This window comes from Sphingomonas sp., from assembly GCF_025362505.1.
Taxonomy (GTDB): Bacteria; Pseudomonadota; Alphaproteobacteria; order Sphingomonadales; family Sphingomonadaceae; genus Sphingomicrobium.
Map to the genome: position 1 here is coordinate 16,741 of NZ_JANYGG010000061.1, position 22,793 is coordinate 39,533.

Genomic DNA, 22,793 nt, shown 5'->3' on the forward strand with positions numbered 1-22,793 from the left:
TCACCGCCGGCAAGTCGGCGGGCCTGTCCGTCAAGCGGGGACGTCCTCGAGGCTATAGCCGAGTCCGCGGATGGTGGTGATGATTTCGGCGCCGAGCTTCTTGCGGATGCGCGTGACAAACACCTCGATGGTGTTCGAATCGCGGTCGAAATCCTGGTCGTAGATATGCTCGATGAGCTCGGTGCGGCTGACTACCTTGCCCTTGTGGTGCATCAGGTAGGACAGCAATTTATACTCCTGCGCGGTCAGCTTGACCGGCTCGCCGGCCTTGGTGACCTTGCCCGAGCGGGTATCGAGGCGGATGTCGCCCGAGATCAGCTCCGACGAGGCATTGCCCGACGCGCGGCGGATCAGCGCGCGGAGGCGGGCGATGAGCTCCTCGGTCTGGAACGGCTTGGCGAGATAATCGTCGGCACCGGCATCGAGCCCGGCGACCTTGTCCGACCATGAGTCGCGCGCGGTGAGCACGAGGACGGGCATGCGCTTGCCCTCCTTGCGCCAGCGGTCGAGCACGGTCAGCCCGTCGATTTCGGGCAGCCCGAGGTCGAGCACCACCGCATCGTAATTCTCGGTCGAGCCCAGATAATGGCCATCCTCGCCGTCGGTGGCGAGGTCGATGGCGTAGCCGGCGCCCTCGAGCGTCGAGCGCAGCTGGCGCCCCAGGTTCGGTTCGTCCTCGACGATCAGCACGCGCATTCGGTCATCCCCAATTTCATTGTCATGGTCTCAACACGCGCGAAGCTGAACGGTTGCTTGGCCGGAACGAAATTGGGGTGAGAGAGAGGGAAGGTCAATGGGGGCGACCCGCTCCCGGACGAGCCGGGGAGGAATGTGATTAATTGCCCGCTTTGCCGATGACGCGCCCGGTGGCGGCGTCGACGTCGACCCAGATCACCCGCCCGTCACGGACGAATTTGAGCCGGTAGGTGTCGCCCCGAAATTCAGGTCCGAGATAGTCGGCCCCGCCCATGCTCGGTACGACCTGCCGCTCGATTCGCGGCAGCGGCATCGAGCGGCCCTCCTGAGTCGCGCGGAACGCACGGTCCTGGTCGCGCGGCCGGTCGGCCAGCGCGGGGGAGGCGATCATGGCGCTGCCGAGGGCAGCGCCGAAGAGCAACGAATACAGGCGCATGGCAAAACTCACTTCGCCGACCGGTTTACGGACGATGCATTGAATGCCTTATGAATGATCTTGTCGAGTGGGGTTCAGGTCGATTTGGCGCGAAGATGTGGCGCGCAAGGCACGATGCGGGGCCACGACGCTGGGCCAGCGGGTGACGCCGCCGCGCCGCTCGGCTAGGGGCGCCATATGGCTTCCCCTCCCGTGCTCAGTTTCGAAAATCTCGGCCTCGTTCAGGGCGAAGGCTGGCTGTTCCGCGGGCTCGACGTCCATATCGGGCCGCGCGACCGGTTGGCGCTGATTGGCCGCAACGGCGCGGGCAAGACGACCCTGCTCAAATGTATCGCCGGGATCGTCGATACCGACCAGGGTCGGCGCAGCGTCGTGCCGGGCACGAAAGTGGTGCTGCTCGAGCAGGACCCGCAGGTCAGCGCGCATGAGACGCTCGGCGACTGGGTCGCGGCGGGGAACGACGCGCCGGCACCCCATGACGCGGCGTCGATCGCCGACCAGATCGGAATCGACCTGACGCGTCCGACCGCGACCGCCAGCGGGGGCGAGCGGCGGCGTGCGGCGATAGTTCGGGCGCTGGCGCAGAACCCTGACGTGCTGCTGCTCGACGAGCCGACCAACCATCTCGACCTCGCTGCGATCGACTGGCTCGAGGCGTGGCTCGGACGGTTCAAGGGCGCGTTCATCGTCATCAGCCATGACCGGACATTCCTGACGCGGTTGACCAAAAGCTGCCTGTGGCTCGATCGCGGCACGCTGCGCCGGGCCGAGATCGGCTTTGGCGGGTTCGATGCGTGGACCGAAGCCGTCTTTGACGAGGAGGCGCGCGCGGCGGACAAGTTGGACGCCAAGCTGAAGATCGAGCTCCACTGGCTCGAGCGCGGCGTAACCGGGCGGCGGCGGCGCAACCAGGGGCGGCTCGCCAAGCTCAACGACATGCGCGCGGCGAGGGCCGCAATGCTTGGCGGCCCCGGCACTGCGGCCCTCGCGCTTGCCCGCGACGATGTGAAGACCAAGACGGTGATCGACGCCGAGCATGTCACGAAGAGTTTTCCGGACAAGGACGGTGGCGCGCGCACCATCATCAAGGATTTCTCCCTGCGCGTGCAGCGCGGCGACCGCATCGGGCTGGTCGGATCGAACGGCGCCGGCAAGACGACGTTGCTGAAATTGCTGACCGGTGAACTCAAGCCCGACGAGGGACGGGTGAAGCTCGCCAAGACGCTGTCGGGGATTGTCATCGACCAGCAGCGCAAGCTGATGGACCCATCGCGCCGGGTCCGCGACGTGCTGGCCGAAGGCGGCGACTGGATCGAAGTGCGGGGGGTCAAGAAGCACATCAAGGGCTATCTCAAGGAATTCCTGTTCGCGCCCGAATTGTCGGAGGCGCCGATCGCGTCGCTGTCGGGCGGGGAGCGGTCGCGCCTCCTCCTCGCGCGCGAATTCGCCCGCGAGTCCAACCTGCTGGTACTCGACGAGCCGACCAACGACCTCGACCTCGAAACGCTCGACCTGCTCCAGGAAGTGATCGCCGATTATGAGGGTACCGTGCTGATCGTCAGCCACGACCGCGATTTCCTCGACCGCACGGTGACCGTGACGCTCGGGCTCGACGGGTCGGGCAAGGTCGACATCGTCGCGGGCGGGTATGAGGATTGGGCCAAGCGCAAGAACACCCCCTCCCTGAAAGGGAGGGGCGACTCGCCAAAGGCGAGCGGGGGTGGGTTACTTCCGCCGAAACCCGCCACCCCGGCGCGCAAACTCTCCTTCAAGGACCAGCGCGACCTCGATCGCCTCCCCGCCGAAGTCGAGCGCCTCGAACGCGAGATTGCCGAAGCCGAAGCCGCCATCCACGACCCCGACCTCTACACCCAGAACCCCACAAAGTTCGCTGCCCTCACCAAAGCCATCGACGCCAAACGCACCGAAAAAGAAGCGACCGAACACCGCTGGCTGGAGGTCGCCGAGATGGCGGAACAGCTGAGAGGGTAAGCGTCAGAATGTCTGCTTGCGATCCACTTGCGGACATTAGCCCGCAAGCTCTGTCCGTAGCGCGGCTAAAGCCCTTGCAACCTGCACTTCATCATTAAAGACGTGAGGCGACAGGCGGATGCCGTTAAACCAGCGCCTCTCCGCCCGCTTGATTACAACATTGTGCCGTGTCCGGAGCGCAGCACGTAACCGGTCGGCATCGATCGCTGGGGGCAACATCGCCGCCACCATTGCTGTCGAACAGGCGCCCGGGGTTGGGCTCACAATGCGCAACTGCGGCATCTTTGTCATCTCCGTATACACGGTGTTCGCCAGACCACGGTTGTAGGCCTCGATCCGGTGAATGCCGAGCGCTCGCGTGGCATCGAGCGCTTCACCGAGACCGACAACTATCGTGAGCGGCGCGAGACCGGCAGAATTCGAACCTACCGCCCGGCCGAGCTGCCATTGCGGCGGATCGAAAGCGCCCGCCGCGTTCTTCGCGATATAAACGAAGCCCGTCCCCTTGGGCCCCATCAGCCATTTGTGACCGCTCGTCGCATAGGCGTCGCAGCCGATGGACCGGACGTCGAAGCTTATTTGCCCGACAGCTTGGGCTCCATCCACCACGCAAAGCACGCCGCGCGACCGCGCGATCCGGGCGATTTCTGCAACTGGCATTCGCAAGCCTGTCGGAGCTAGAACGTGGCTCACGCTAATCACTTTGGTCTTCGGTGTGAGCGCGGCAGCATAGGCATCTACGATCCGCTGCGGATCATGCTCTTCGAAGGGCAGCTGAATACGATCGACTACCACACCGCTCATTTTCTCCCGGTGTAGCCATCCGACCTCGCCGCCTTCGTGCTCAAGATTGGATAAAAGAATCCGATCCCTAGCGTTCAGCTTCACGCTATGGGCCAGGGTCGTGATTCCGTCCGTTGTTCCACGTGTAAAAAGGATTTCGTTTGCGGAACAGCCAAGCAGCGCTGCTGCCTTTCCGCGCACATCGTCTGCCGCCGTGAAGACGGTGTCGGGCTGGTCGGAATAACATTGTGCAACCGGATCCCTCTCGAGCTGCCGCCATGCCGCGATAGTGCGGGCGAGGACGCGATTGGGCGTCGGGCCGGCTGACGCTGTGTTGAGATGGATCAGACCGGGAGGAAGGCTCAGCTCACCAGCGGGGATCAGTGGGCCACCTTGGACTGCAGCGCTCACGCTGGCGACGTCGAGCGCCGGCAGCAACCCCAGAGCCTGAATCAAACCCCGCCGACTGGTCGTTCCAAACGCGTCCATAACTGCTGCCCCCGTGTTGCCGATGCGGACAATGACATGTTGGGCGCGGTGGTCCCATTCGCCGCTGTCCGCCCGAAGGCGGACGCTGTTCTAGGGTCCCCTTTCCACCCATTGCGGACATCGGCGAAAATACTGTCCTAAAGCCGCCCTAAAATGCCAAAGTTGTCATATTGAGTCTCGTCCTCGTTCGCTCTTTGCAGCTTTCCGAATTTCCTTCGCGCAAATAGCGTCACGAGCGTGAACATGTGTGAACTTGTCAACATTCGCGGCGCTGAGTCCGACCCTACCGCCGCCGCGCGAACATGATCAGCGCGACGCCGACCACCGCCAGGATCGCCCCGCGTGTCGCCCACGGCCGCTGGTCGAGCATGAAGCTCGATGCCGGCCAGTGGACCACCCCGGTGCCCTGTCCGACCCACAATATCCCCATCAGCAGCGCAAACACCCCGACGATCAACAGCAAGGTCTTCATGGCAATTCCCTTCGTTCGAAGTCGGACGATAGCACGGACCAACCTAGCCGCGTAGCTGCGCCTGCGTGCGCTCGCGGATTCGGCGCTGGAGGATGGTCAGCGGCATCGCGCCTTCCTTGAGCACCTCGTGGAACTGCTTGAGATCGAACTTCGCCCCCAGCGTCGCCTGCGCCTCGGCGCGCGCGCGGGTCCAGGCGAGATGGCCGATCTTGTAGCTGCACGCCTGCCCGACCGAAGCACAATAGCGCTCGACCTCGCGCTGCACTCGCGGGCGTGCAAACCCTGTCGTCGCGACCATGTAATCGATCGCTTTTTCGCGGCTCCACCGCTTTGAATTGAGCCCGGTGTCGACCACCAGCCGCGCTGCGCGGAACAGGTAGGACTGCAGATACCCCGCGCGCTCGATGCCGTTATAGCCGCCAAGCTCGTCGGCCAGCTGCTCGGCATAAAGCGCCCAGCCCTCACCATAGCCGGAATAATAGGCGTTGCGGCGGATCATCGGCAGCGCGCCCGAGGTCTGCGCGATCCCGCCCTGCAAATGATGGCCCGGAACCCCCTCATGATAGGTCAGCGCGGGCAGCTGATACTTGGGCCAGTCCGAGGTCGACTTCAAATTAATGTAGTAAATCGCCGAACGCGAGCCATCGATCGTCGCCGGCTGGTAATAACCGTTGGGCGCGCCTTCCTGGATGTTCGGCGGCACGCGGCGGATCTCGAGGCTGCGATGCGGCACCGTCGCGAAGGCGCGAGGCAGCCGCGTTATCATGTCGGCAAACCCGGCGTTGAGGCTCGCGATCAGCGCCGCGCGGCCAGCGTCATCGTTCGAATATTGCTGCGCCGCCGAGGCGTTGAGCGCGGTCAGCCGCTCGCCGACGCTGCCATTCGTGTAACCCGCCGCCTTGAGAATAGCATCGAGTTGCCCGCTGATCTCGGCGACCTGCTGCAGCCCGAGCACATGGACCTGCTCCGGCGTCAGGTCGGTGGTCGTCGCCTGGGCCAGCGCCACCGCGTAAATCTCGTCGCCATGCGGCAGCCGCCACGCCCCGTCACCCGCCGGCGTCGTCGACCGCAGCTGCTGAACCAGCGCCATCTGCCGGTCAAGCGCGGGATAGACCCGGGTGCTGACGATCGCCTCGGCGCGCCGCTGCCAGTCCCCCGCGATCCCCGCCTTGGCCGCGCGCGAGGTCAGCGCGGTCACCAGCCCGCTCGTCGCCGCCGGCTCGTCGCGCAGCGAGTGCATCTGCTTCAACACGAGGTCGAGCGACCAGCCCGGCGCGACATAGCCGCGCGCCGCCTGGCGCCGCTGCTCGGCACTCTCGTTATCCATCACTGTCGCGAACTGGTCGAGCCGCGCGAGATAGGCCTCGGCATCGCCGCGCGTCGCGATTGTGTGGGTGTTGGCGAGGAAATCGGGGATCGAGAAATAGGCCCCGTCCTGCTGGCTCCAGATGTAGGGGCTGATCGCGCTGTTAATACCGAACCGCCGCGGCGCCACTGTGTCGGTTGCAATGTCGTAGAGCACGACTTCGCGATTGAGCTTGGCCGCCGCCGACAGCCCCGCTGAGGGCACCGCATTAAGCTGACGCAAATAGCCCGTCCGCCGCGCCATATCCTGCGCCCGCGCGAGCTGATACGGCCGCGTTTCGAGCATCGACTTCAACCGCGCATTCGGCCCCTTGTCGAGCCCGAGCGCGGTCGCATTGGTCGGCGAATGCGCGATCTGGTCGGCGAAAATCCGGTCGAACAGCAAGTTCAGCCGCGCATCGCCCCCGGCCCCCCGCCCAAGCGGCGCGGCGACACTATCGGTCGAAACGACCAGCGCGGCGGCACCGCTGGTAGCGAGAAATTGACGGCGGTCCATGGCGAATCCCCTGATGATCAGGGGCGCGATGCTAGGCCCGGCGACCGCGCTGGCAAGCCCACCGGTCGAACTCAACGCTACGTCTGCAGATGATATTGCTTGAGCAGGTCGTAGAGCGTCGGTCGGCTGATCCCGAGCAATTTGGCCGCGCTCGAGATATTATTCTCGGTTCGGGTCAGCGCCTGGCGGATCGCGCGGCGGTCGGCGACTTCGCGCGCGGCGCGCAGGTTGAGCGCGATGTCGCGCTCGTCGGGGTCGGTGCCTTTCGCGCCGGGGAGGTCGAGATCGGCCGCGCCGACCATCTTGCCGTCGGCCATGATCACCGCGCGTTTGAGCCGGTTCTCCAGTTCGCGGACATTGCCCGGCCACGGATAGGAGTCGATCGCGGCGAGCGCATCGGGGGCGAGGCCCTGAACCCGCGGGTTGAGTTCGCGCGCGTATCGCGTGGCGAAATGGCGCGCGAGCAGGACCGAATCCCCCGGGCGCTCGGCGAGGCTGGGGATCTTCACGACGATTTCGGCGAGGCGGTAGTAAAGGTCCTCGCGGAACCGCCCGTCGGCCTGCATCGCGTCGAGATCCTGGTGGGTCGCGCACACGATCCGCGTGTCGACCGCGATCGGCGTCCGTCCGCCGATCCGCTCGATCACCCGCTCCTGGAGGAAGCGCAGCAATTTCACTTGGAGCGGAAGGGGGATGTCGCCGACCTCGTCGAGGAACAGCGTGCCCCCCTGCGCCAGCTCGATCTTGCCCGGGGTCGTCTTGACCGCCCCGGTAAAGGCGCCGCGCTCATAGCCGAACAGCTCGGCCTCGAGCAGGTTTTCGGGGATCGCGGCGCAGTTGATGGCGACAAATTCTCGCCGCGCGCGCGGCGACAGTTCGTGCACCGCCCGCGCTAGCAATTCCTTGCCGGTGCCCGATGCGCCGAGCAGCATGACCGACACGTCGGCGCCGGCAACGCGCTCGATCGTCCGCGCGACCTTCGTCATTTCGGGCGCGGCGCTGAGGAGCGAGCCCAGGATGGTATCGCCGCCGCCCTGCTCCTCGAGCAGCCGGTTCTCGCGCTCGATCGCCTGGAGGTGGAATGCGCGCGCTACGATCAGGCCGAGCTCGTCGATGTCGACTGGCTTGCGATAGAAATCATAGGCCCCGAGCGCGATTGCCTTCAACGCGGACTCGCGCGCGCCGTGGCCCGACGCGACGATCACCTTGGTGTCGGGTTTCAGCGCCAATATCTCGGTCAACGTCGCAAACCCCTCCGCCGTCCCGTCGGGATCTGGCGGCAGGCCGAGGTCGAGCGTGACCACCGCGGGCTCATGCGCGCGCAATTGCTCGATCGCCGAGGTGCGGTCGCTGGCGACGATCACCCGATAGCCCTCATAAGCCCACTTCAACTGGCGCTGGAGCCCCTCGTCATCCTCGATAATCAACAGCACGGGCAGTTCTGGTGTGTCGGTCATGCGATCTTCCGTTGTGGGGTCGCGTGGCGGCCCTGCGCGGGCTCGGCTGCGATGAGGTGAATGACGAACTGGCTGCCCTTGCCGGGTGTCGAGGTGACCGCGAGCCGCCCGCCCATCGCGGTGATGAGCGCGCGCGATTCGAACGCGCCGACGCCGAAGCCGCCATCCTTGGTCGATGCGAACGGCTGGAACAGGCGGTGGCGGACGAACTCGGCGTCCATGCCAATCCCGCTGTCGATGATGGTGATGGCAATCTCGTCGCCGTCGGCGGTGACGCGGACCGTGACCTGGGCGCCGCTTTCCGACGCGTCGATCGCGTTCTGGAGCAAATGCCCGATCGCTTGCTCGAGCCCCGGCGGATCGACCATCGCCCATAGCGACGTATCGCCGAGCAATCGCACCGGATGGTCGCGGCGCTTGGCGGCGATCGCGGCGGACAGCAGGTCGCGTAGCGGGGTCGGCTCAGCCCGCTCGCGCCGCGCGCCGCCCTGCGGGGCGAGCCGGGCGAGAAGGTCGTTCATCTTGCCGACCGAGCTCTTCAGCGTCGCGACCATGTCGGCGCGAAAATCGGGGTTGTCGGCGTGGCGCTCGGCGTTGCGCGACAGCAACGATAATTGGCTGACGAGGTTCTTCACGTCGTGGAGGATGAAGGCGAAGCGACGGTTGAATTCCTCAAACCGCTGGGCGTTGAGCAGCGCTTCCTGGCCGTGCGCTTCGGCGAGGCTCGATGCCGCCTGCCGCCCGGCGGTGCGCAGCAGGTCGAAATCCTCCCAGTCGAGCGAGCGGCGGTAATCGGGCGCGGCAAGGAGGACGAACCCGACCAGCCGTTCATGGTGGATCAGCGGCACGCCGACCCAGGCGACCGCGTCGTCAATCATGAAGTCGGGGACGTCGAGCGGTCGATCCTCATGGCCATGCCGAACCGCGTCGAGGTCGACGATCCGGCCCTCCGCCTCGACCCCGCGCCAGAAAGCGGCGGCGGGGCGCGGATCGCCGGCGGCGAGCGGCTTGCCTGGCCACTTCCATGCCGCCGCAGGATCGATCGCGCCGGCCTCGTCGGAGACCAGCAGAAGCCCGCCGGGCGCGTCGAGAATGTCGGCGAACGCTTTCACCACCCGCTCGCCGAGCGGCGCGGCCTCGGCGCCGCTACGGCCGATCGTGCCGGTGAAGCGCAGCCACTCGGCGCGATAGTCATAGCGATGTTCGAAGAAATGCTTGGCCAGCTTGACCTTGAACCAGGCGCGCGCGCGCGACGACGGCAGCAGGACCATCGCCCCGATGGTCAGGGCCGCGATCGCGCCGACGGTCAGGCCTTGGGTCCAGTCCCAGCCGGTGCCCTTGAGCGCGGTCGCGAGGATCGCCATCACCGCGAAATAGGCGCAGATCGCGAGCAGCGAGAGCGACTGGAAGGCCGCGGTGCGCGACAGGCGGATGCGCCAGCCCTTCTCCTGCCCGCGGCTGAGCGCGAACAGCGGCATCGTCGCGGCGATCAGCAGTCCGCGCCACGTCAGCAGGCTGTCGGCAAGCGGCGCGCCGAGATAGGCGAAGGTGTAAAGGTTGAGATCATAGCCCCACGACAGCGCCAGTGCGAACATCGCCAGGCGGATCGGCCCACGGCTCGACGGCGCCGCCTGCGCGTACACATTGTGGACGATAATCAGCGCGCCCGCCGCCATCACCACGCGGAGCAATCGCGAGGTCTGGTCGAAGGCTTGGGCGACGTCGGCGGGCACGGTCGCCGAGATCGTCAGGATGTTCAGGACCAGCTGGCACCCGATCACCAGTGCCTCCGCGCCGAGCACCAGGCGCACGCCGCCCGCCGGCGCCTCTTCGATCCGCTCGGGCGCGGCGAGGCCGTAGAGCAGCGCGATCCAGACGAGGTTGCGGAAGGTCTCCGCCAGCACCGCCAGCGGCGAGGCGGGACCGCCGATCGCCGCGAGCCAAGCCCACGCCGCAGTCAGCAGGTAGGCGGCGAGGAGCATTGCCTGGCTGCGATCGCTGACCCCGGTCCGCAGCCGCCACAGCAGCAGCGACGCGAAGGCGGCGGCCGCCATCGCGTGCGTCCAGAAGCTGAGCACCGGCTCGACTGTCAATTCGCCCGACATGGCGCGCACTGTCGGCAAAATTTACAAAGAAGTGGTGAACGCTTGGCGAAACAGCCATTTTTCGGCAAGGCGGTGCCCACGGGAGAAAGCGATGACGAAGCGGATGATGGGGTCGAGCGGGATCGAGGTCGCGAAGCTCGCACTGGGCGGGAACGTGTTCGGCTGGACCGCCGACGAGGCGACGAGCTTCGCCATTCTCGATGCCTTCGTCGATGCCGGCGGCACCATGATCGACACTGCTGACGGCTATTCGGCTTGGGTGCCCGGCAATGAGGGTGGCGAGAGCGAGACGATTATCGGCAAATGGCTAAAGCAGCCCGGCAAGCGGAACCGGGTCGTCATTGCAACCAAGGTCGGCTTCATGGCCGGGCTCGCGCCCGACACAATCGCTTCGGCGTGCGACGCCTCCCTTGCGCGCCTGGGGATCGAAACGATCGACCTTTATTACCAGCACAAGGATGACGAGAAGGTGCCTCTGGCCGACAGCCTTGGCGCGATCGACGCCTTGGTAAAGGCGGGCAAGGTGCGGGCGATAGGCCTGTCCAACTTCACGGCGCCGCGAATCGAGGAGGCGTTGCACGTCGCGCACCATGCGGGGCTGACGGTACCGAGCGCGTACCAAGGCTGGTACAACATGCTTGAGCGGCAAAAGTTCGAAGAGGCGATTGCCGCCGTGGTGCTTGGCCAGGGGCTGGCGATGTTCCCATTTTACGGCCTGGCCAATGGGTTCCTGACCGGCAAGTACCGGTCGCGAACCGACCTCGGGAAATCGGTTCGTGGTTTACGAAACGTCGAGTATTTCGAGGGCAAGGGACCAAAGGTCCTGGCCGCGCTCGATGAGGTGTCGCGTGAGAGCGGAGCGTCGCTCGCCGCGATCGCGCTGGCATGGACGATGGCCCAGCCCGGGATTACCGCACCGATCGCGAGCGCAACAAGCCTCGCGCAGGTCGAGGAGCAGGTGGCTGCGTTAACGTTGACGCTGACGCCCGGCCAGATCGAGCTGCTGGATCGCGTGAGCGAGTAGCTATCCGGCCGGAACCAGTTCGATCACGTCGATCTGAGATTCGAACGTCGGTCGCGGTATCAGCAGCCGCCAGCGCTGCGGGCCGATCCGCTCGACATAGCCCGCCACGTCGCGGTCGGGGTCGCCGCCATATTGCATCGTGCGATTCTCGTCGCTGAGCATCAGCGTACCGAGGAAGATGGTGCGCAGTGCATCTCCGGGGAAGATCAGTCCGACCTGCCGCTGCGACCCGCTGAGCTTGGCTAACCCCTGCAGCCCGCGCTCGGCGCGGACGCGGCAGGTGAACGCGGGATAGGCGATATAGTCGAGCAGCCCGGCCGACTTGGCGCCGAGCTTGGTCACCCGGCAGTTATAGGTGCCGTTGGGGATCGCCGGGCCGGGCAGCGCGGCATCGGGCGCAAGCAGGGCGCCCTCGGCGTCGACCTTCGCCCCGGCGCCGGACCGCCGCGCCGCCGCCAACCCCTCGACGAACGCGCCGCGCCAGTCGCGCAGCCGCGCGCGGTCGGCATCGGTGGCGACGAGGTGCCAGTCGCGCGCCGGCTGGTCGATGATCGCTCCCTCGCGGTTGAGCGTTCGCTCCATCGACGAGCAGGCGCAAAGCAGGGTGAGCGCCGCGGCGGGCAGGAGAAATCGCATCACACCAAGGCTAGGCGGCCCCGCCGCCCGCCGCAACCGGCTAGACCATGATCGTTTCAGATTATATCAATCTGAAACGTCAATCAGGCTCTATTGCGCGGTCCAGCCGCCGTCGATGCTCATGTTCGAGCCGGTGATCGACCCGGCTTCCTCGCGGCACAGGAACAGCGCCATTGCCGCAACCTCCTCGGGGGTGACGAACCGCTTGGTCGGCTGCGCGGCGAGCAGCACGTCGTTCATCACCTGCTCGCGGGTCAGGCCACGCGCTTTCATCGTGTCGGGGATCTGGTTCTCGACCAGCGGCGTCCAGACATAGCCGGGCGAGATGCAGTTGACCGTGATCCCGGTCGTCGCAAGCTCGAGCGCGACGGTCTTGGTCATCCCCGCGATGCCGTGCTTGGCCATGACATAGGCGCTTTTGTTGGGGCTCGCGACCAGGCTGTGGGCCGAGGCGGTCGACAGGATCCGGCCCCATTTGCGCGCTTTCATCAGCGGCACCACGGTGCGCGTCAGATACCAGGCGGCGCTCATGTTTAGCGCGATGATCTTCTCATATTGGTCGGCCGGGAAATCCTCGATCGGCGAGACATGCTGCACCCCCGCATTGTTGACGATGATGTCGGGGCCGCCCGTAGCTTCGTGGCAACCGCGCGCCAGCCGCTCGATCGCCGCCGGATCGGTCAGGTCGGCGGGATCATAGCGCGCCGGCGCTCCCGCAGCCGCCTCGAGCGCCGCCCGTTCCGCCTCTATCGCCGCTGGATCGCCGAAACCGTTGATCGTCACGCTCGCTCCCTCGGCAGCGAACACCCTGGCGATCGCGAGCCCGATGCCCGAGGTTGAGCCGGTGACGATGGCGCTCTTGCCCGTGAGGATCATCTGCTCTTCCTGAATGAGATTTCTCCGGCGTTCATAGCGGGCGGATGCCGATCGCCAACCGAATGTTTTGCAACCGGCACGGCCTCCGCGCATTGAGTAGCCACACAGGAGGATCTCGCCATGCGGCTCGACGACCAGCGCGAAAGCGGAAATTTCCAGGACGATACCGGCCGCGGCGGAATGGGCTTCGGCGGTGGCGGCGGCGGCGGGCTCGGCCTGATCTTCTCGCTCATCGCGAGCCGGTTCGGGATTGTCGGGATCATCCTCCTCGCGCTTGGTTATTGCGCGCTGACGTCGCTTGGCGGGCTTGGCGGCGGTGTCATGCCCAGCTCGTCGGTCAGCGCGCCGGGCGGCAAGAGCAGCCTCGACCCGACGATCCAGCATTTCACGCTCAAGGTACTCGGTTCGACCGAGGACAGCTGGGGCAAGCTGTTCGCAGCCTCGGGCAGCCGCTACGAGCCGACGACTTTGGTGTATTATTCGGGTTCGGACGATTCAGGCTGCGGCGCGGCGCAGTCGGCGATGGGACCATTCTACTGCCCGACCGACAAGAAGATCTACCTCGACACCAGCTTCTTCAACGAGCTCTCGCAGCGTTTTCAGGCGCCGGGCGACTTCGCCATGGCCTATGTTATCGCGCACGAGGTCGGTCACCATGTCCAGGACATGCAGGGCATTCTCGACAAGGCGCACAACGCCCAGGCGCGGGCGAGCGATACGCAGGGCAACGCGATCCAGGTCGGGGTCGAGCTGCAGGCCGACTGCTATGCCGGGGTGTGGGCGGCGACCGCTCGGGACAGCAAGGGCCAGTCGCTGATGGAGCCGGGCGACGTCGAGGAAGGAATGCGCGCCGCCATGGCGATCGGCGACGACACGCTGCAGAAAGAAACGCAGGGGCGGGTGATGCCCGACAAGTTCACCCACGGATCGTCGGCGGCGCGGATGGCGGCGCTGCAGAAGGGGCTGACGACCGGCGACCCGGCGCAGTGCGTGAATTTGCAGCAACCGTCAGTGCGAGCGTAACGAAGCAATCCAGCAGATCTTGCCCGCGCCGGATTGCTTCGTCAGCTCGCCCTTCACAATGACGGTTAAAGCTTGACCAGCATCTTGCCCGTGTTCTTGCCCCAGAACAGTCCGAGGAACGCCTCTGGCGTCTGCTCCAGCCCATCGACCACCGTTTCGCGGCTCTTGACCTGGCCGTTCGCGATCCAGCCGCCCATGTCGCGGTAGAAGTCGCCCATGTGACCGAGATAATCGGTCCAGATGAAGCCTTGCAGCCGGATGCGCATCCCGATGACGCGCATGATGTAGCGAAACATCGCTGGCTCGCCGCGATTATAGTTGTCGATCATCCCGCAGATCGCGAAGCGCGCATCCTTGCGTGCATGGGCGAGGGCGGCGTCGAGGTGATCGCCGCCGACATTGTCGAAATAGACGTCGATCCCGTTCGGGGCCGCTGCTCCGAGGGATTTGACCAGTGGTCCGGCCTTGTAGTCGATCACCTCGTCGGCGCCGAGCGTACGGACATAGTCGCATTTCTCCGCGCCGCCGGCCGACCCGATCACGGTCATTCCCCTGGCCTTGGCGATCTGGACCACCGCCGATCCGACCGCACCTGCCGCAGCCGAGACGAACACGATGTCGCCTTCCTTGGCCGACGCGGCCTCGAGCAGCCCGAAATAGGCCGTCCCGCCGGTCAGCCCGAGGATGCCGAGGAACGCCTGCGGCGCAACGCCGAGGTCGGGCAGCTTGTTGAGCGCGGAGGCCGGCGCCACCGCCTCGTCGCGCCAGCCGAGCATGTGCATCACGGTGTCGCCCGGCTTGAACCCCGGATCGCGCGACTCGACCACTTCGCCGACCGCGCCGCCCTCCATCGGGGCGTCTAGCGCGAACGGCGGGACGTAGGATTTCGTGTCGTTCATCCGCCCGCGCATGTACGGGTCGACCGACAGAAAATGGTTCTTCACCCGCACCATGCCGTCTTCGAGCGCGGGCAGGGCGATCTCCTTAAGCGCGAAATTGTCGGGTGTGGGCATGCCAATGGGGCGGCTCATCAGGTGCCAGGCGCGGGCCATCTTCACTCTCCTTGGATTGGGTGGGCCCGCTCTGGCGCGCTACCACGCAAAAGAAAAGCGCTGACGGGGAAGGGCTGTCTTCGCCGGCCCCCGGCCGCGAGATGGTGGAGGTTGCTGAATGAAGACAATGCTGGTGCCGTTCCCGCCGGACGGGACCGACCGTAGGGCCGCATCGACCCAGTGAAGGAAGGAGGAAAGAGGCCGTTGCCAGCCTTGCCAAGCGCCGCTATTGGGCACGCTCGCCGGGTGCGGGGCTGTAGCTCAGATGGGAGAGCGCTGCAATCGCACTGCAGAGGTCAGCGGTTCGATCCCGCTCAGCTCCACCACGCTCGGCCGTCGATCAACTAAGCCATTGGACTGACGAGGATAACCTAAGGACGCTGCTCGTCCTTCTGTCGTCCTGTCGACTCGCTCGTGTCGCTCGCTGACACAAACCTGACACAAGGGCGACAGATATGGCGACTGTAACGAAACGCGGCACGAGCTGGTTTGCTCAGGTGCGCCGCAAGGGCTTTGCTCCTCAATACAAGACATTCCGATTCAAGGCCGAGGCACTAGCTTGGGCGCGTCAGGTGGAGGGTGCGATTGACGAAGGGAAGGTTCCTTTCGGTACGCTTAGTCCCAAAGGCTTGTCCCTGCGTTCCCTGCTCGACCGCTACAAGGCGGAAGTGACCCCGAGGAAGAGAAGTGCCGCTTCCGAGAACCTAAGGCTTGCGAAGCTACAGAGAGACCCCCTCGCCGACACTGACCTAGGTTCGTTGGAACCAAATGCCATCGCAGCGTACCGGGACCGACGCTTACGCATCGTGAAGCCCGCAACCGTTCGCCGTGAGCTTGCACTTCTAACCCATGCCCTGAACATCGCCAGCCGCGAGTGGGGTTACGCTTTGGCTCGGAACCCCGTCGCTGTTGTCCAGCAACCCACCGTAGACAACGCCCGAGAACGCCGATTGCGAAAGGGAGAGCTTGAGAAACTGGAGGTGGCGTCGAGGGCGTCCCGTAATGGCTTAGTGGGGCCCATCGTGCGGCTCGCAATCGAGACTGCGCTGCGCCGAGCTGAAATAATTAATTTGGAATGGCGTCACGTCGACCTGGTCCAGCGGACAGCGCACATACCAGTCACCAAATCGGGCAAGGCAAGAACCATTCCACTGACCGACGGAGCCGTCTCTATCCTTCGCCACAGGCGCACGGAAGCTGAGGTCCAAGGAAAGGTGTTTCCCATAACGGCCAACGCTCTACGGCTCTCCTGGGAGCGCCTACGACGCCGTGCGGGCCTTGTGGACCTGCGCTTCCACGACTTGCGTCACGAGGCTATCTCGCGGTTCTGTGAGCTTGGTCTGACGCTGGCGGAGGTAGCCTTAATCAGCGGACACAAGGACTATCGGATGCTCGCCCGCTACACCCACCTCCAGCCGATGGACTTGGCGATGAAGCTCAAAGGCAGGGCGTGGGAACCTGGAACCAGCCGACAATAGCGGGGCACGATCCAAGTGAGTAACGTAGTCGTGGCGCGTGCTTTCCTAATGGACGCTAGCGTTCACTCGGGGTGCCTACCGCCGTGACGAGCGAAGCCGGATCGATTCCAAGCGCACGAGCGAAGTCCACTAGTTCGATCACATCTAAGCGCCGTTCTCCAAGCTCTACACGCGACACGAACTGCTTATGAAGGCCAAGCTTTATGGCCAATTCAGCCTGAGTCATGTTCAGCGTTCGTCGCTCGGCAGAGAGACGTTCGATTAGTTGCCGGTAGCGCGGGTCCCGAAAGCCCGGCGTAGTTGCTCGACCAGTTGCCACACAGCGCTGTCGAGCATCTTAGACAGGTCACAGAATCTGTGACAGAATGGGTGATAAACTTAAGGCGCGCACAGTGGGGTGGGGATCGCTTATGGCCCAAGTTGACGACGAGCTGGCGAGTAACCCCTCAGCGCGACTGCAAAGTCTCCATGCGGAAATGCTTGCGGCGGGGGACTATGAACGGATCGCCCGCGAAGCAATGGTGCTGGAAGGTTTGGAAGCGCTCCCCCAACTTTGCGCAGCTGTAGAGGGGATCCGAGTCGAGCTGGCTGGAAAACTGGATGCTATCGGAGTACCTCCGCGGGATAACGGGACTTGGGGGGAAATTGCGTCCGAGCTGGGTGAAAAGCTCGAAGGTCTGGCGTCACTTGCCCAGCTAATTGAAAGTGTTGAGGGGCTTCAAGAAGCGGCCGATAGGCTCGCCATCGACCCACACCTCCAAACGTTATCCAAGGAGGTCGAAAATGCGGCGTCAGGTATCCACAGTCTAGCGAGCGAGCTCCAGTATCTCGCGAGCACCGTAGAAGAACAAGGCGAGCTAACTCGAATGACTATCGCAAGCAGGGCGAATAATATCGAGTGGCTCCTGCGCCTGCTCGTGTTAGCAGCTATTTTGATGATTGTACGATTTTGGCCGAGCGCGGGGTGGCCTTCGGGCCAGCATTTGTTTGGTGGCTCCGGCTGACCCTAGGACGGCGGCTGGAGTCGAAAGTAGAGAATTGCGCTACCCACGTAGCCCGCAAGGCCTAGCGGTGCCGTAGCGAGTCCTGACGGGCTCCTAGAGTCTTTTATGACGTTATGGAGTACCATGAATGGTTACGCCCCATTAGCGGGCTGTCGACAAACGACTCATAGCCGACGCTCCGTCAAGATCCGAGGCTCTTGAACCCAGTTTCGGGTTTTGATAATTCTGATACGCGTTGCCGGAAGACCCGCTTCGCATTGGCGTAAAACCCTTTGGGCGAGGGAAAGAGGATGAGCGACACACAATCCTATTATGCTGCTAGAGCACGCGAGGAGCGCCAGCGAGCAATGGCCTCAGGCGATCCGGCTGTTGCAAAGATCCATGAAGAGATGGCCAACGAATACGAGAGTCGCTTGCAGGATACGGAAGCCTTAGAGCCGCGCGAACAGCGCGCTTGAATATCTAGAAATGTCTGCTTCCCACCCATCATCGGAGGTCCGGCCACCTACTGAGAGGTTCACGCGCCTCGTGAAGGTCCAAGTAACAACAACCGCCGAGCGGCTTTAGCGGCTTTTTTGAAGTCAGGTGGGGAGGGTTCACGGAGGGACCCGAAAGTTTGGCGATAGGGGACCCAAAGGGATCCGCCCTCGCTCGTCAAAGGGGCGAGAGGACCACCAGCCGAGCCTCCTTCGCACCGCACCGCAAGCAACGAAATCGACGGCTGGCTGCCTCTATTGTCCCGGCTCCACATTGACGGGCAACCATTGGCCCCGACATTGTCCTAGCGGCGCCACAGGTTCCACATTCCACGCGAACGCTCGCACCGAAGCGGACAAGGTCTGAGGTCGTGCGTATATGCTTGGTGGACATTCCCGACGCATAGAGAAACCGGAACGATTCGTGAACATCAAGCTCGATTTGGTCGAGGGGCAGTTGCTTGGCGTTTCAGGATATGCTCGCTAGCGTGGATCGTCGCGAGATAGTGATAGAACATCCAACTCAACCATACAGCACGGTCATATTCTAACTTTTGGTCTTGTCGGAGGTGGCGAATCCCAAAATTGTTAGCCAGTTGAAAAAGCTCTTGCTCATCCTTCTTGAGTAGGGCGGTCTTGATTTGCGGGCGGAGCCACTCAAGAACCTCGGCAAGGTCGCGGACGGCCTGGTGGCGTTCGGTTATGCTACTACCATAGCGCCGGAAGCGTGAAACCGCGCCTTTCACCTTTTCGGTTACGGTGGCGTCGGATGAAGGTAGCTGTGCGGACAGGAGATGTCCCAATCCTTCGGGGCTCAATTCCATTAGCTCTCCATGCGCATCCAGCACGTAACCCGGCCCGTAGCGCTCCAGCAAAGGGTTCAGCCGGTCACGATAATCCTCCTGACCGAGTGCCGAGTTGAAATCGCTGTAGTGATAACCACAGCCGTTCCAGTCATGAAAATCTTTCTGCTGTGGTTTGCCAACGTGGTCGAACAAGAACTCTATCAAGTCAAAAAGGTCAGCCTCACTATAATTGTGGAGGCGCCTGTTGATGGGCCACAGACCAGACTTCATGATTGTTGAGGTAACGTAGGCCTCTACATTGGAGCCGATTGCACCCTCTATGTCACCGTCGGTGCAGGATTGTCCGAAAGCCTCGGCAAAATAGCCGCTCGACCAGAAATGGTCAAAGGCATAGGAAAACAGGGAGTTTAGTGTTTCCAAATCGAGCCGTCCGGCATCGGCGTTTGGCGATGTGCGGGCGCTGAAATACCTACGTGGCTTCTTTGGGGTCATGCCGGGAGCATATTAGGTCACGGTTGCCCCGTCGAGGAGTTCTGTTGGGGTATACCCATACGGGCTCCCAACGTGGCACAAATAGGATGTTCCGATAGGGTTGACTTTGGCATTGTGGAACGTCACAAGGCGAGGGTCTAGAGTCTAACGGAACAGGGGTTCTATCATGTTGGTCGGATATGCGCGGGTTTCGAGTGAAGGTCAGTCTTTCGAGCTTCAACAGGATGCACTGGTCGCGGCCGGATGCGAGAAGGTCTTCAAGGAAAAGCGGACGGGCACGACTACGAATGGCCGGGACGCCTTGGGGGAGGCGTTGGACTTCGTCCGCGACGGTGACACGCTTGTCGTCACTCGTCTGGACCGCTTGGCTCGCTCGTCCCAGGACCTCCATAACATCATAGCGGCGCTCACGAAGAAGGGCTCGAAGTTTCGGTGCTTACAGCAAGCGGGCGTGGACACGGACAGCGGCATGGGAAAGCTGGTACTGGCTATTTTGGGCGCCGTCGCTGAGTTTGAGACGGACATTCGTAAGGAACGTCAGCGCGAAGGTATCGACAAGGCGAAGGCGGCTGGCGTCTACAAGGGCCGCAAGCCTAGTGTTGACCGCCAGGCCGTAGCTGATCTTCACGCCCAGGGCATTGGGCCAGCTGCCATCGCCAAGCAGCTCAAGGTGGGGCGCACGAGCGTCTACAGGGCGCTAGGGATGGTGTAGGCTTATTGGTGGCTAGGCGCGACGGCCCGACCGTGTAACAACCGAGCCGTGACTGTCGACGAGTTTATCAGGAAATGGCGGGCGGCTGACCTCAAGGAGCGTTCGGCCGCCCAAGAGCATTTTATCGACCTATGCCGGCTCTTGGGCGAGCCCACGCCAGCTGAAGCCGACCCGAGCGGCACGAGCTATTGTTTTGAGCGCGGGGCATCAAAGACGACTGGCGCCAATGGTTGGGCCGACGTTTGGAAGCGCGGCCACTTTGGCTGGGAATACAAAGGCAAGCGGAAGGACCTAACGGTCGCCTTTGTCCAGCTTCAACAATATGCTCTGGCCCTCGAAAATCCGCCGCTCCTAATCGTCTGCGACCTTGAGCGATTCATTGTCCGCACGAATTGGACGAACAGCGTCAGTGAGGTCCACGAGTTATCCCTTGAGGACCTTCGGGACGCCAGCAAACGCGACATTCTCAAGTTCGCCATGTCGGAGCCCGAGCGCCTCCGGCCTGGAACGACGCGGGCAACCCTCACGGCGCGGGCTGCGGCCGACTTCGCCACGCTGGCTAACAACCTACGGGAGCGGGGCCACGAGGCACATGCCGTCGCCCACTTCATCAACCGTCTGGTCTTCTGCATGTTTGCGGAGGACGTTCAGCTCCTCCCCAACGGCATGTTCTCGCGGATGCTCCAAGCGGCCGATGCGGGCGGCGACTTTGAGGCTTTGGCTGGTAGCCTGTTCGCCGCGATGAGGAACGGCGGGATGGTCGGCTTTGAGAGGGTCGAGCATTTCAATGGTGGGCTATTCGACACGGATGAAACGCTTCCGTTGGGGCCGGACGATATTGCCCTCTGCCGTCGGGTGGCGGCGTTGGATTGGGGTGAGATTGATCCCTCAATCCTTGGGACGCTCTTTGAACGTGGATTAGACCCAAGCAAACGAGCCCAGCTTGGTGCCCACTACACCGACCGCGACAACATCATGCGCATTGTTGACCCAGTGATAATGGGGCCTTGGCTAGCTGATTGGGCTGCCACTAAGGAAGCCATCGAGAAGGCCCTCGAGAAGGCCGGAGAGGGGGCGTCGCCGTCAGTGAAGGCAAAGGGGCGGGCAGCGGCTGCGGGACTCTACAAGGGCTTCCTAGACCGATTGCGGGCCTATCGCGTGTTGGACCCGGCCTGTGGTTCCGGTAATTTCCTCTATTTGGCCCTTCGCGCTCTCAAGGACATTGAGCATCGGGCTGGTCTCGAAGCCGAAGCGGTGGGATTACAGCGTGAATTCCCCGGCGTTGGCCCGGAGAACGTGCTGGGCATCGAATTGAACCCCTACGCCGCGGAGTTGGCGCGGGTGACGGTGTGGATTGGTGAGATACAGTGGATGCGCCGGAATGGCTTTAGCATCCCACGCCAGCCGGTGCTTCGGCCTCTCTCTAACATCGAGTGCCGGGATGCGATTCTTGAGGGTGATGGGGCAGCGTCTTGGCCCGCCGCGAGCGTTATCATCGGCAACCCCCCCTTCTTGGGCAACAAGCGGTTGCGAGCTAGCTTGGGAGACAGCTACGTTGAACGGCTTTTCAATGCCTACAAGGGCGTCGTTCCGGGCGGGGCGGACCTCGTTACGTATTGGGTGGCCAAGGTTGGGTTTTTACTCGCCGAAGCCGCGATTGGGCGCGCAGGACTGGTCACGACAAACTCAATCCGTGGGAGTGCCAATCGACCCGTGCTTCAACCTCTTGCTGAAGCAGGACGTATTTTTGAGGCGTGGAGTGATGAGCCGTGGGTAGTGGACGGGGCAGCGGTCCGAGTGTCCATCATCTGCATGTCCTCTGCACGCGAGCCACAGGCTCAGCTAAACGGGACAGCGGCGGAGCAAATCAACTCTGACCTTTCTGGTTCGACAGACGATCTAACCGAGGCCCGTGGCCTCTCATCAAACCTCGGGATTGCGTTCCAAGGCCCGGTCAAGGTCGGACAATTCGAGGTCCCCGGCGACCTTGCTCGAGAGTGGCTGCTCGCACCCACCAACCCCAATGGGCGACAAAACGCTGATGTATTGCGTCCGTGGGTCAACGGGATTGACGTTGTGCGACGGCCGACAGGCCATTGGATAATCGATTTTGGTGGGTTGTCCGAGCGCGAGGCAGCTATGTACGAGGCGCCATTTGAGTATGTCCGAGAGGTCGTCAAACCGAGCCGCGATGCCAACCGGGATGCACAGCGGCGGGTGAATTGGTGGAAGCTCGGACGTTCCGGTGCCGACCTGAAGCGAGCAACAAGCGGGTTAGACCGCCTAATCGTAACCCCGCGCGTCGCTAAGTTTCGCCTGTTTGCATGGACCCCCGGCTCCACGTTACCCGATGCACGGGTGAATGCCTTCGCCCGTAGTGACGACCTATTCTTTGGTGTTCTCCATTCAAGGTTCCACGAGGCTTGGTCACTTCGTCTCGGCGGGTGGCACGGCGTGGGAAACGACCCGCAATATACCCCGTCGAAGTGCTTTGAGACGTTCCCATTTCCAGCTGGTGTCATTCCAGACCAACCTTCAAGCGAGAGGCCCCGGGATCAGCTTAATGCCGTGGGGGAGGCGGCAAGGCGGCTGGACGAATTGCGCGAGGCTTGGCTTAATCCACCCGAGCTGGTTCGAGCCGAACCCGAGGTGGTGCCTGGATTTCCGCCGCGCTGCCTTCCTATCAGCGAGATTGCCGCTATCAGGCTCGCCAAACGCACCCTCACGGCCCTCTACAACGAACGTCCAACGTGGCTGACCAACGCCCATGCGGAACTGGATGCGGCCGTGGCGGTGGCCTATGGATGGGACCCCAGTATATCAACCGAGGAGGCTTTGGAGCAGCTCCTACAGCTAAACTTAAGTGCTATCGCCGCCAACGCGGCGAAAGTTTCTCGCAGGAAATAATATCAGTTTTGAAGAC

At 63.4% G+C, this 22,793-nt stretch carries 20 protein-coding genes and 1 tRNA gene; 9 read left to right on the forward strand and 12 right to left on the reverse strand.

All coding sequences use genetic code 11. From position 1 onward, the window contains the following. Positions 1-30: 30 nt before the first annotated feature. A complete protein-coding gene (locus Q0R27_RS05020; protein ID WP_293941677.1) occupies positions 31-696 on the reverse strand; it encodes a response regulator transcription factor in 666 nt (221 codons plus the stop codon). 139 nt (positions 697-835) lie between these two features. Further along, on the reverse strand, positions 836-1,132 hold the full coding sequence (locus tag Q0R27_RS05025) for a PepSY domain-containing protein (protein WP_293941680.1): 297 nt from the start codon (positions 1,130-1,132) through the stop codon (positions 836-838). A gap of 177 nt (positions 1,133-1,309) precedes the next feature. Between Q0R27_RS05025 and Q0R27_RS05030 the strand changes: the two genes are divergently transcribed. Further along, positions 1,310-3,124 carry an ATP-binding cassette domain-containing protein gene (locus tag Q0R27_RS05030; RefSeq protein ID WP_293941683.1) on the forward strand — a complete coding sequence of 605 codons (1,815 nt, stop codon included), beginning with the start codon at positions 1,310-1,312 and terminating at the stop codon, positions 3,122-3,124. Positions 3,125-3,160: 36 nt separating this feature from the next. Here the strand turns inward: Q0R27_RS05030 and Q0R27_RS05035 are convergent, their stop codons facing one another. The 5 genes from Q0R27_RS05035 to prsK all read right to left on the reverse strand — a co-directional run bounded on the left by Q0R27_RS05035 (position 3,161) and on the right by prsK (position 10,291). Next, on the reverse strand, positions 3,161-4,345 hold the full coding sequence (locus Q0R27_RS05035) for an aminotransferase class V-fold PLP-dependent enzyme (RefSeq protein WP_293941686.1): 1,185 nt from the start codon (positions 4,343-4,345) through the stop codon (positions 3,161-3,163). Positions 4,346-4,679: 334 nt separating this feature from the next. Beyond that, on the reverse strand, positions 4,680-4,868 hold the full coding sequence (locus Q0R27_RS05040) for a hypothetical protein (protein ID WP_293941689.1): 189 nt from the start codon (positions 4,866-4,868) through the stop codon (positions 4,680-4,682). A gap of 43 nt (positions 4,869-4,911) precedes the next feature. Continuing rightward, positions 4,912-6,729, reverse strand: coding sequence for a DUF885 family protein (locus Q0R27_RS05045; protein WP_293941692.1), 1,818 nt, complete (start codon positions 6,727-6,729; stop codon positions 4,912-4,914). A gap of 77 nt (positions 6,730-6,806) precedes the next feature. Beyond that, positions 6,807-8,186 carry a PEP-CTERM-box response regulator transcription factor gene (gene prsR / locus Q0R27_RS05050; protein WP_293941694.1) on the reverse strand — a complete coding sequence of 460 codons (1,380 nt, stop codon included), beginning with the start codon at positions 8,184-8,186 and terminating at the stop codon, positions 6,807-6,809. Beyond that, positions 8,183-10,291 carry an XrtA/PEP-CTERM system histidine kinase PrsK gene (gene prsK, locus Q0R27_RS05055; protein WP_293941697.1) on the reverse strand — a complete coding sequence of 703 codons (2,109 nt, stop codon included), beginning with the start codon at positions 10,289-10,291 and terminating at the stop codon, positions 8,183-8,185. The genes prsR and prsK overlap by 4 nt, the downstream gene beginning before the upstream one ends. Before the next feature lie 91 nt (positions 10,292-10,382). Here prsK and Q0R27_RS05060 point away from each other — a divergent pair, with 91 nt between their 5' ends. Continuing rightward, positions 10,383-11,315, forward strand: a complete 933-nt coding sequence (locus Q0R27_RS05060) for an aldo/keto reductase (RefSeq protein WP_293941700.1) — start codon at positions 10,383-10,385, stop codon at positions 11,313-11,315. On the opposite strand, the gene Q0R27_RS05065 is transcribed toward Q0R27_RS05060, so the two are convergent. After that, positions 11,316-11,951, reverse strand: a complete 636-nt coding sequence (locus tag Q0R27_RS05065; RefSeq protein ID WP_293941703.1) for a DUF4893 domain-containing protein — start codon at positions 11,949-11,951, stop codon at positions 11,316-11,318. 90 nt (positions 11,952-12,041) lie between these two features. Next, entirely contained in the window at positions 12,042-12,827 is a 786-nt protein-coding gene (locus Q0R27_RS05070; RefSeq protein ID WP_293941706.1) for a 3-hydroxybutyrate dehydrogenase, read from the reverse strand. 120 nt (positions 12,828-12,947) lie between these two features. Between Q0R27_RS05070 and Q0R27_RS05075 the strand changes: the two genes are divergently transcribed. Further along, positions 12,948-13,850 carry a neutral zinc metallopeptidase gene (locus Q0R27_RS05075; RefSeq protein ID WP_293941709.1) on the forward strand — a complete coding sequence of 301 codons (903 nt, stop codon included), beginning with the start codon at positions 12,948-12,950 and terminating at the stop codon, positions 13,848-13,850. 65 nt (positions 13,851-13,915) lie between these two features. Here the strand turns inward: Q0R27_RS05075 and Q0R27_RS05080 are convergent, their stop codons facing one another. Continuing rightward, positions 13,916-14,902, reverse strand: a complete 987-nt coding sequence (locus Q0R27_RS05080; RefSeq protein ID WP_293941712.1) for an NADP-dependent oxidoreductase — start codon at positions 14,900-14,902, stop codon at positions 13,916-13,918. A gap of 250 nt (positions 14,903-15,152) precedes the next feature. Here Q0R27_RS05080 and Q0R27_RS05085 point away from each other — a divergent pair. Both Q0R27_RS05085 and Q0R27_RS05090 read left to right on the forward strand, forming a co-directional pair. Further along, a tRNA-Ala gene (locus Q0R27_RS05085) sits at positions 15,153-15,228 on the forward strand. A gap of 129 nt (positions 15,229-15,357) precedes the next feature. Further along, a complete protein-coding gene (locus Q0R27_RS05090) occupies positions 15,358-16,380 on the forward strand; it encodes a site-specific integrase (RefSeq protein ID WP_293941714.1) in 1,023 nt (340 codons plus the stop codon). 55 nt (positions 16,381-16,435) lie between these two features. Here Q0R27_RS05090 and Q0R27_RS13450 read toward each other — a convergent pair whose 3' ends face one another. Further along, positions 16,436-16,699: a helix-turn-helix transcriptional regulator gene (locus Q0R27_RS13450; protein ID WP_366079887.1), complete on the reverse strand. Its 264-nt coding sequence runs from the start codon at positions 16,697-16,699 to the stop codon at positions 16,436-16,438. Between the two features lie 91 nt (positions 16,700-16,790). On the opposite strand from Q0R27_RS13450, the gene Q0R27_RS05095 reads away from it, so the two are divergent. Beyond that, positions 16,791-17,384, forward strand: a complete 594-nt coding sequence (locus tag Q0R27_RS05095; protein ID WP_293941717.1) for a hypothetical protein — start codon at positions 16,791-16,793, stop codon at positions 17,382-17,384. A 290-nt stretch (positions 17,385-17,674) separates the two neighbouring features. Next, the gene (locus Q0R27_RS05100; protein WP_293941720.1) at positions 17,675-17,842 is read left to right on the forward strand and encodes a hypothetical protein; all 168 of its coding nucleotides are present in this window, start codon (positions 17,675-17,677) and stop codon (positions 17,840-17,842) included. 449 nt (positions 17,843-18,291) lie between these two features. Here the strand turns inward: Q0R27_RS05100 and Q0R27_RS05105 are convergent, their stop codons facing one another. Next, on the reverse strand, positions 18,292-19,158 hold the full coding sequence (locus tag Q0R27_RS05105) for a hypothetical protein (protein WP_293941722.1): 867 nt from the start codon (positions 19,156-19,158) through the stop codon (positions 18,292-18,294). Positions 19,159-19,324: 166 nt separating this feature from the next. Here Q0R27_RS05105 and Q0R27_RS05110 point away from each other — a divergent pair, with 166 nt between their 5' ends. Then, positions 19,325-19,870: a recombinase family protein gene (locus Q0R27_RS05110; RefSeq protein WP_293941725.1), complete on the forward strand. Its 546-nt coding sequence runs from the start codon at positions 19,325-19,327 to the stop codon at positions 19,868-19,870. Positions 19,871-19,918: 48 nt separating this feature from the next. Then, entirely contained in the window at positions 19,919-22,777 is a 2,859-nt protein-coding gene (locus tag Q0R27_RS05115) for a DNA methyltransferase (protein WP_293941728.1), read from the forward strand. The last annotated feature ends 16 nt before the right edge of the window (positions 22,778-22,793 follow it).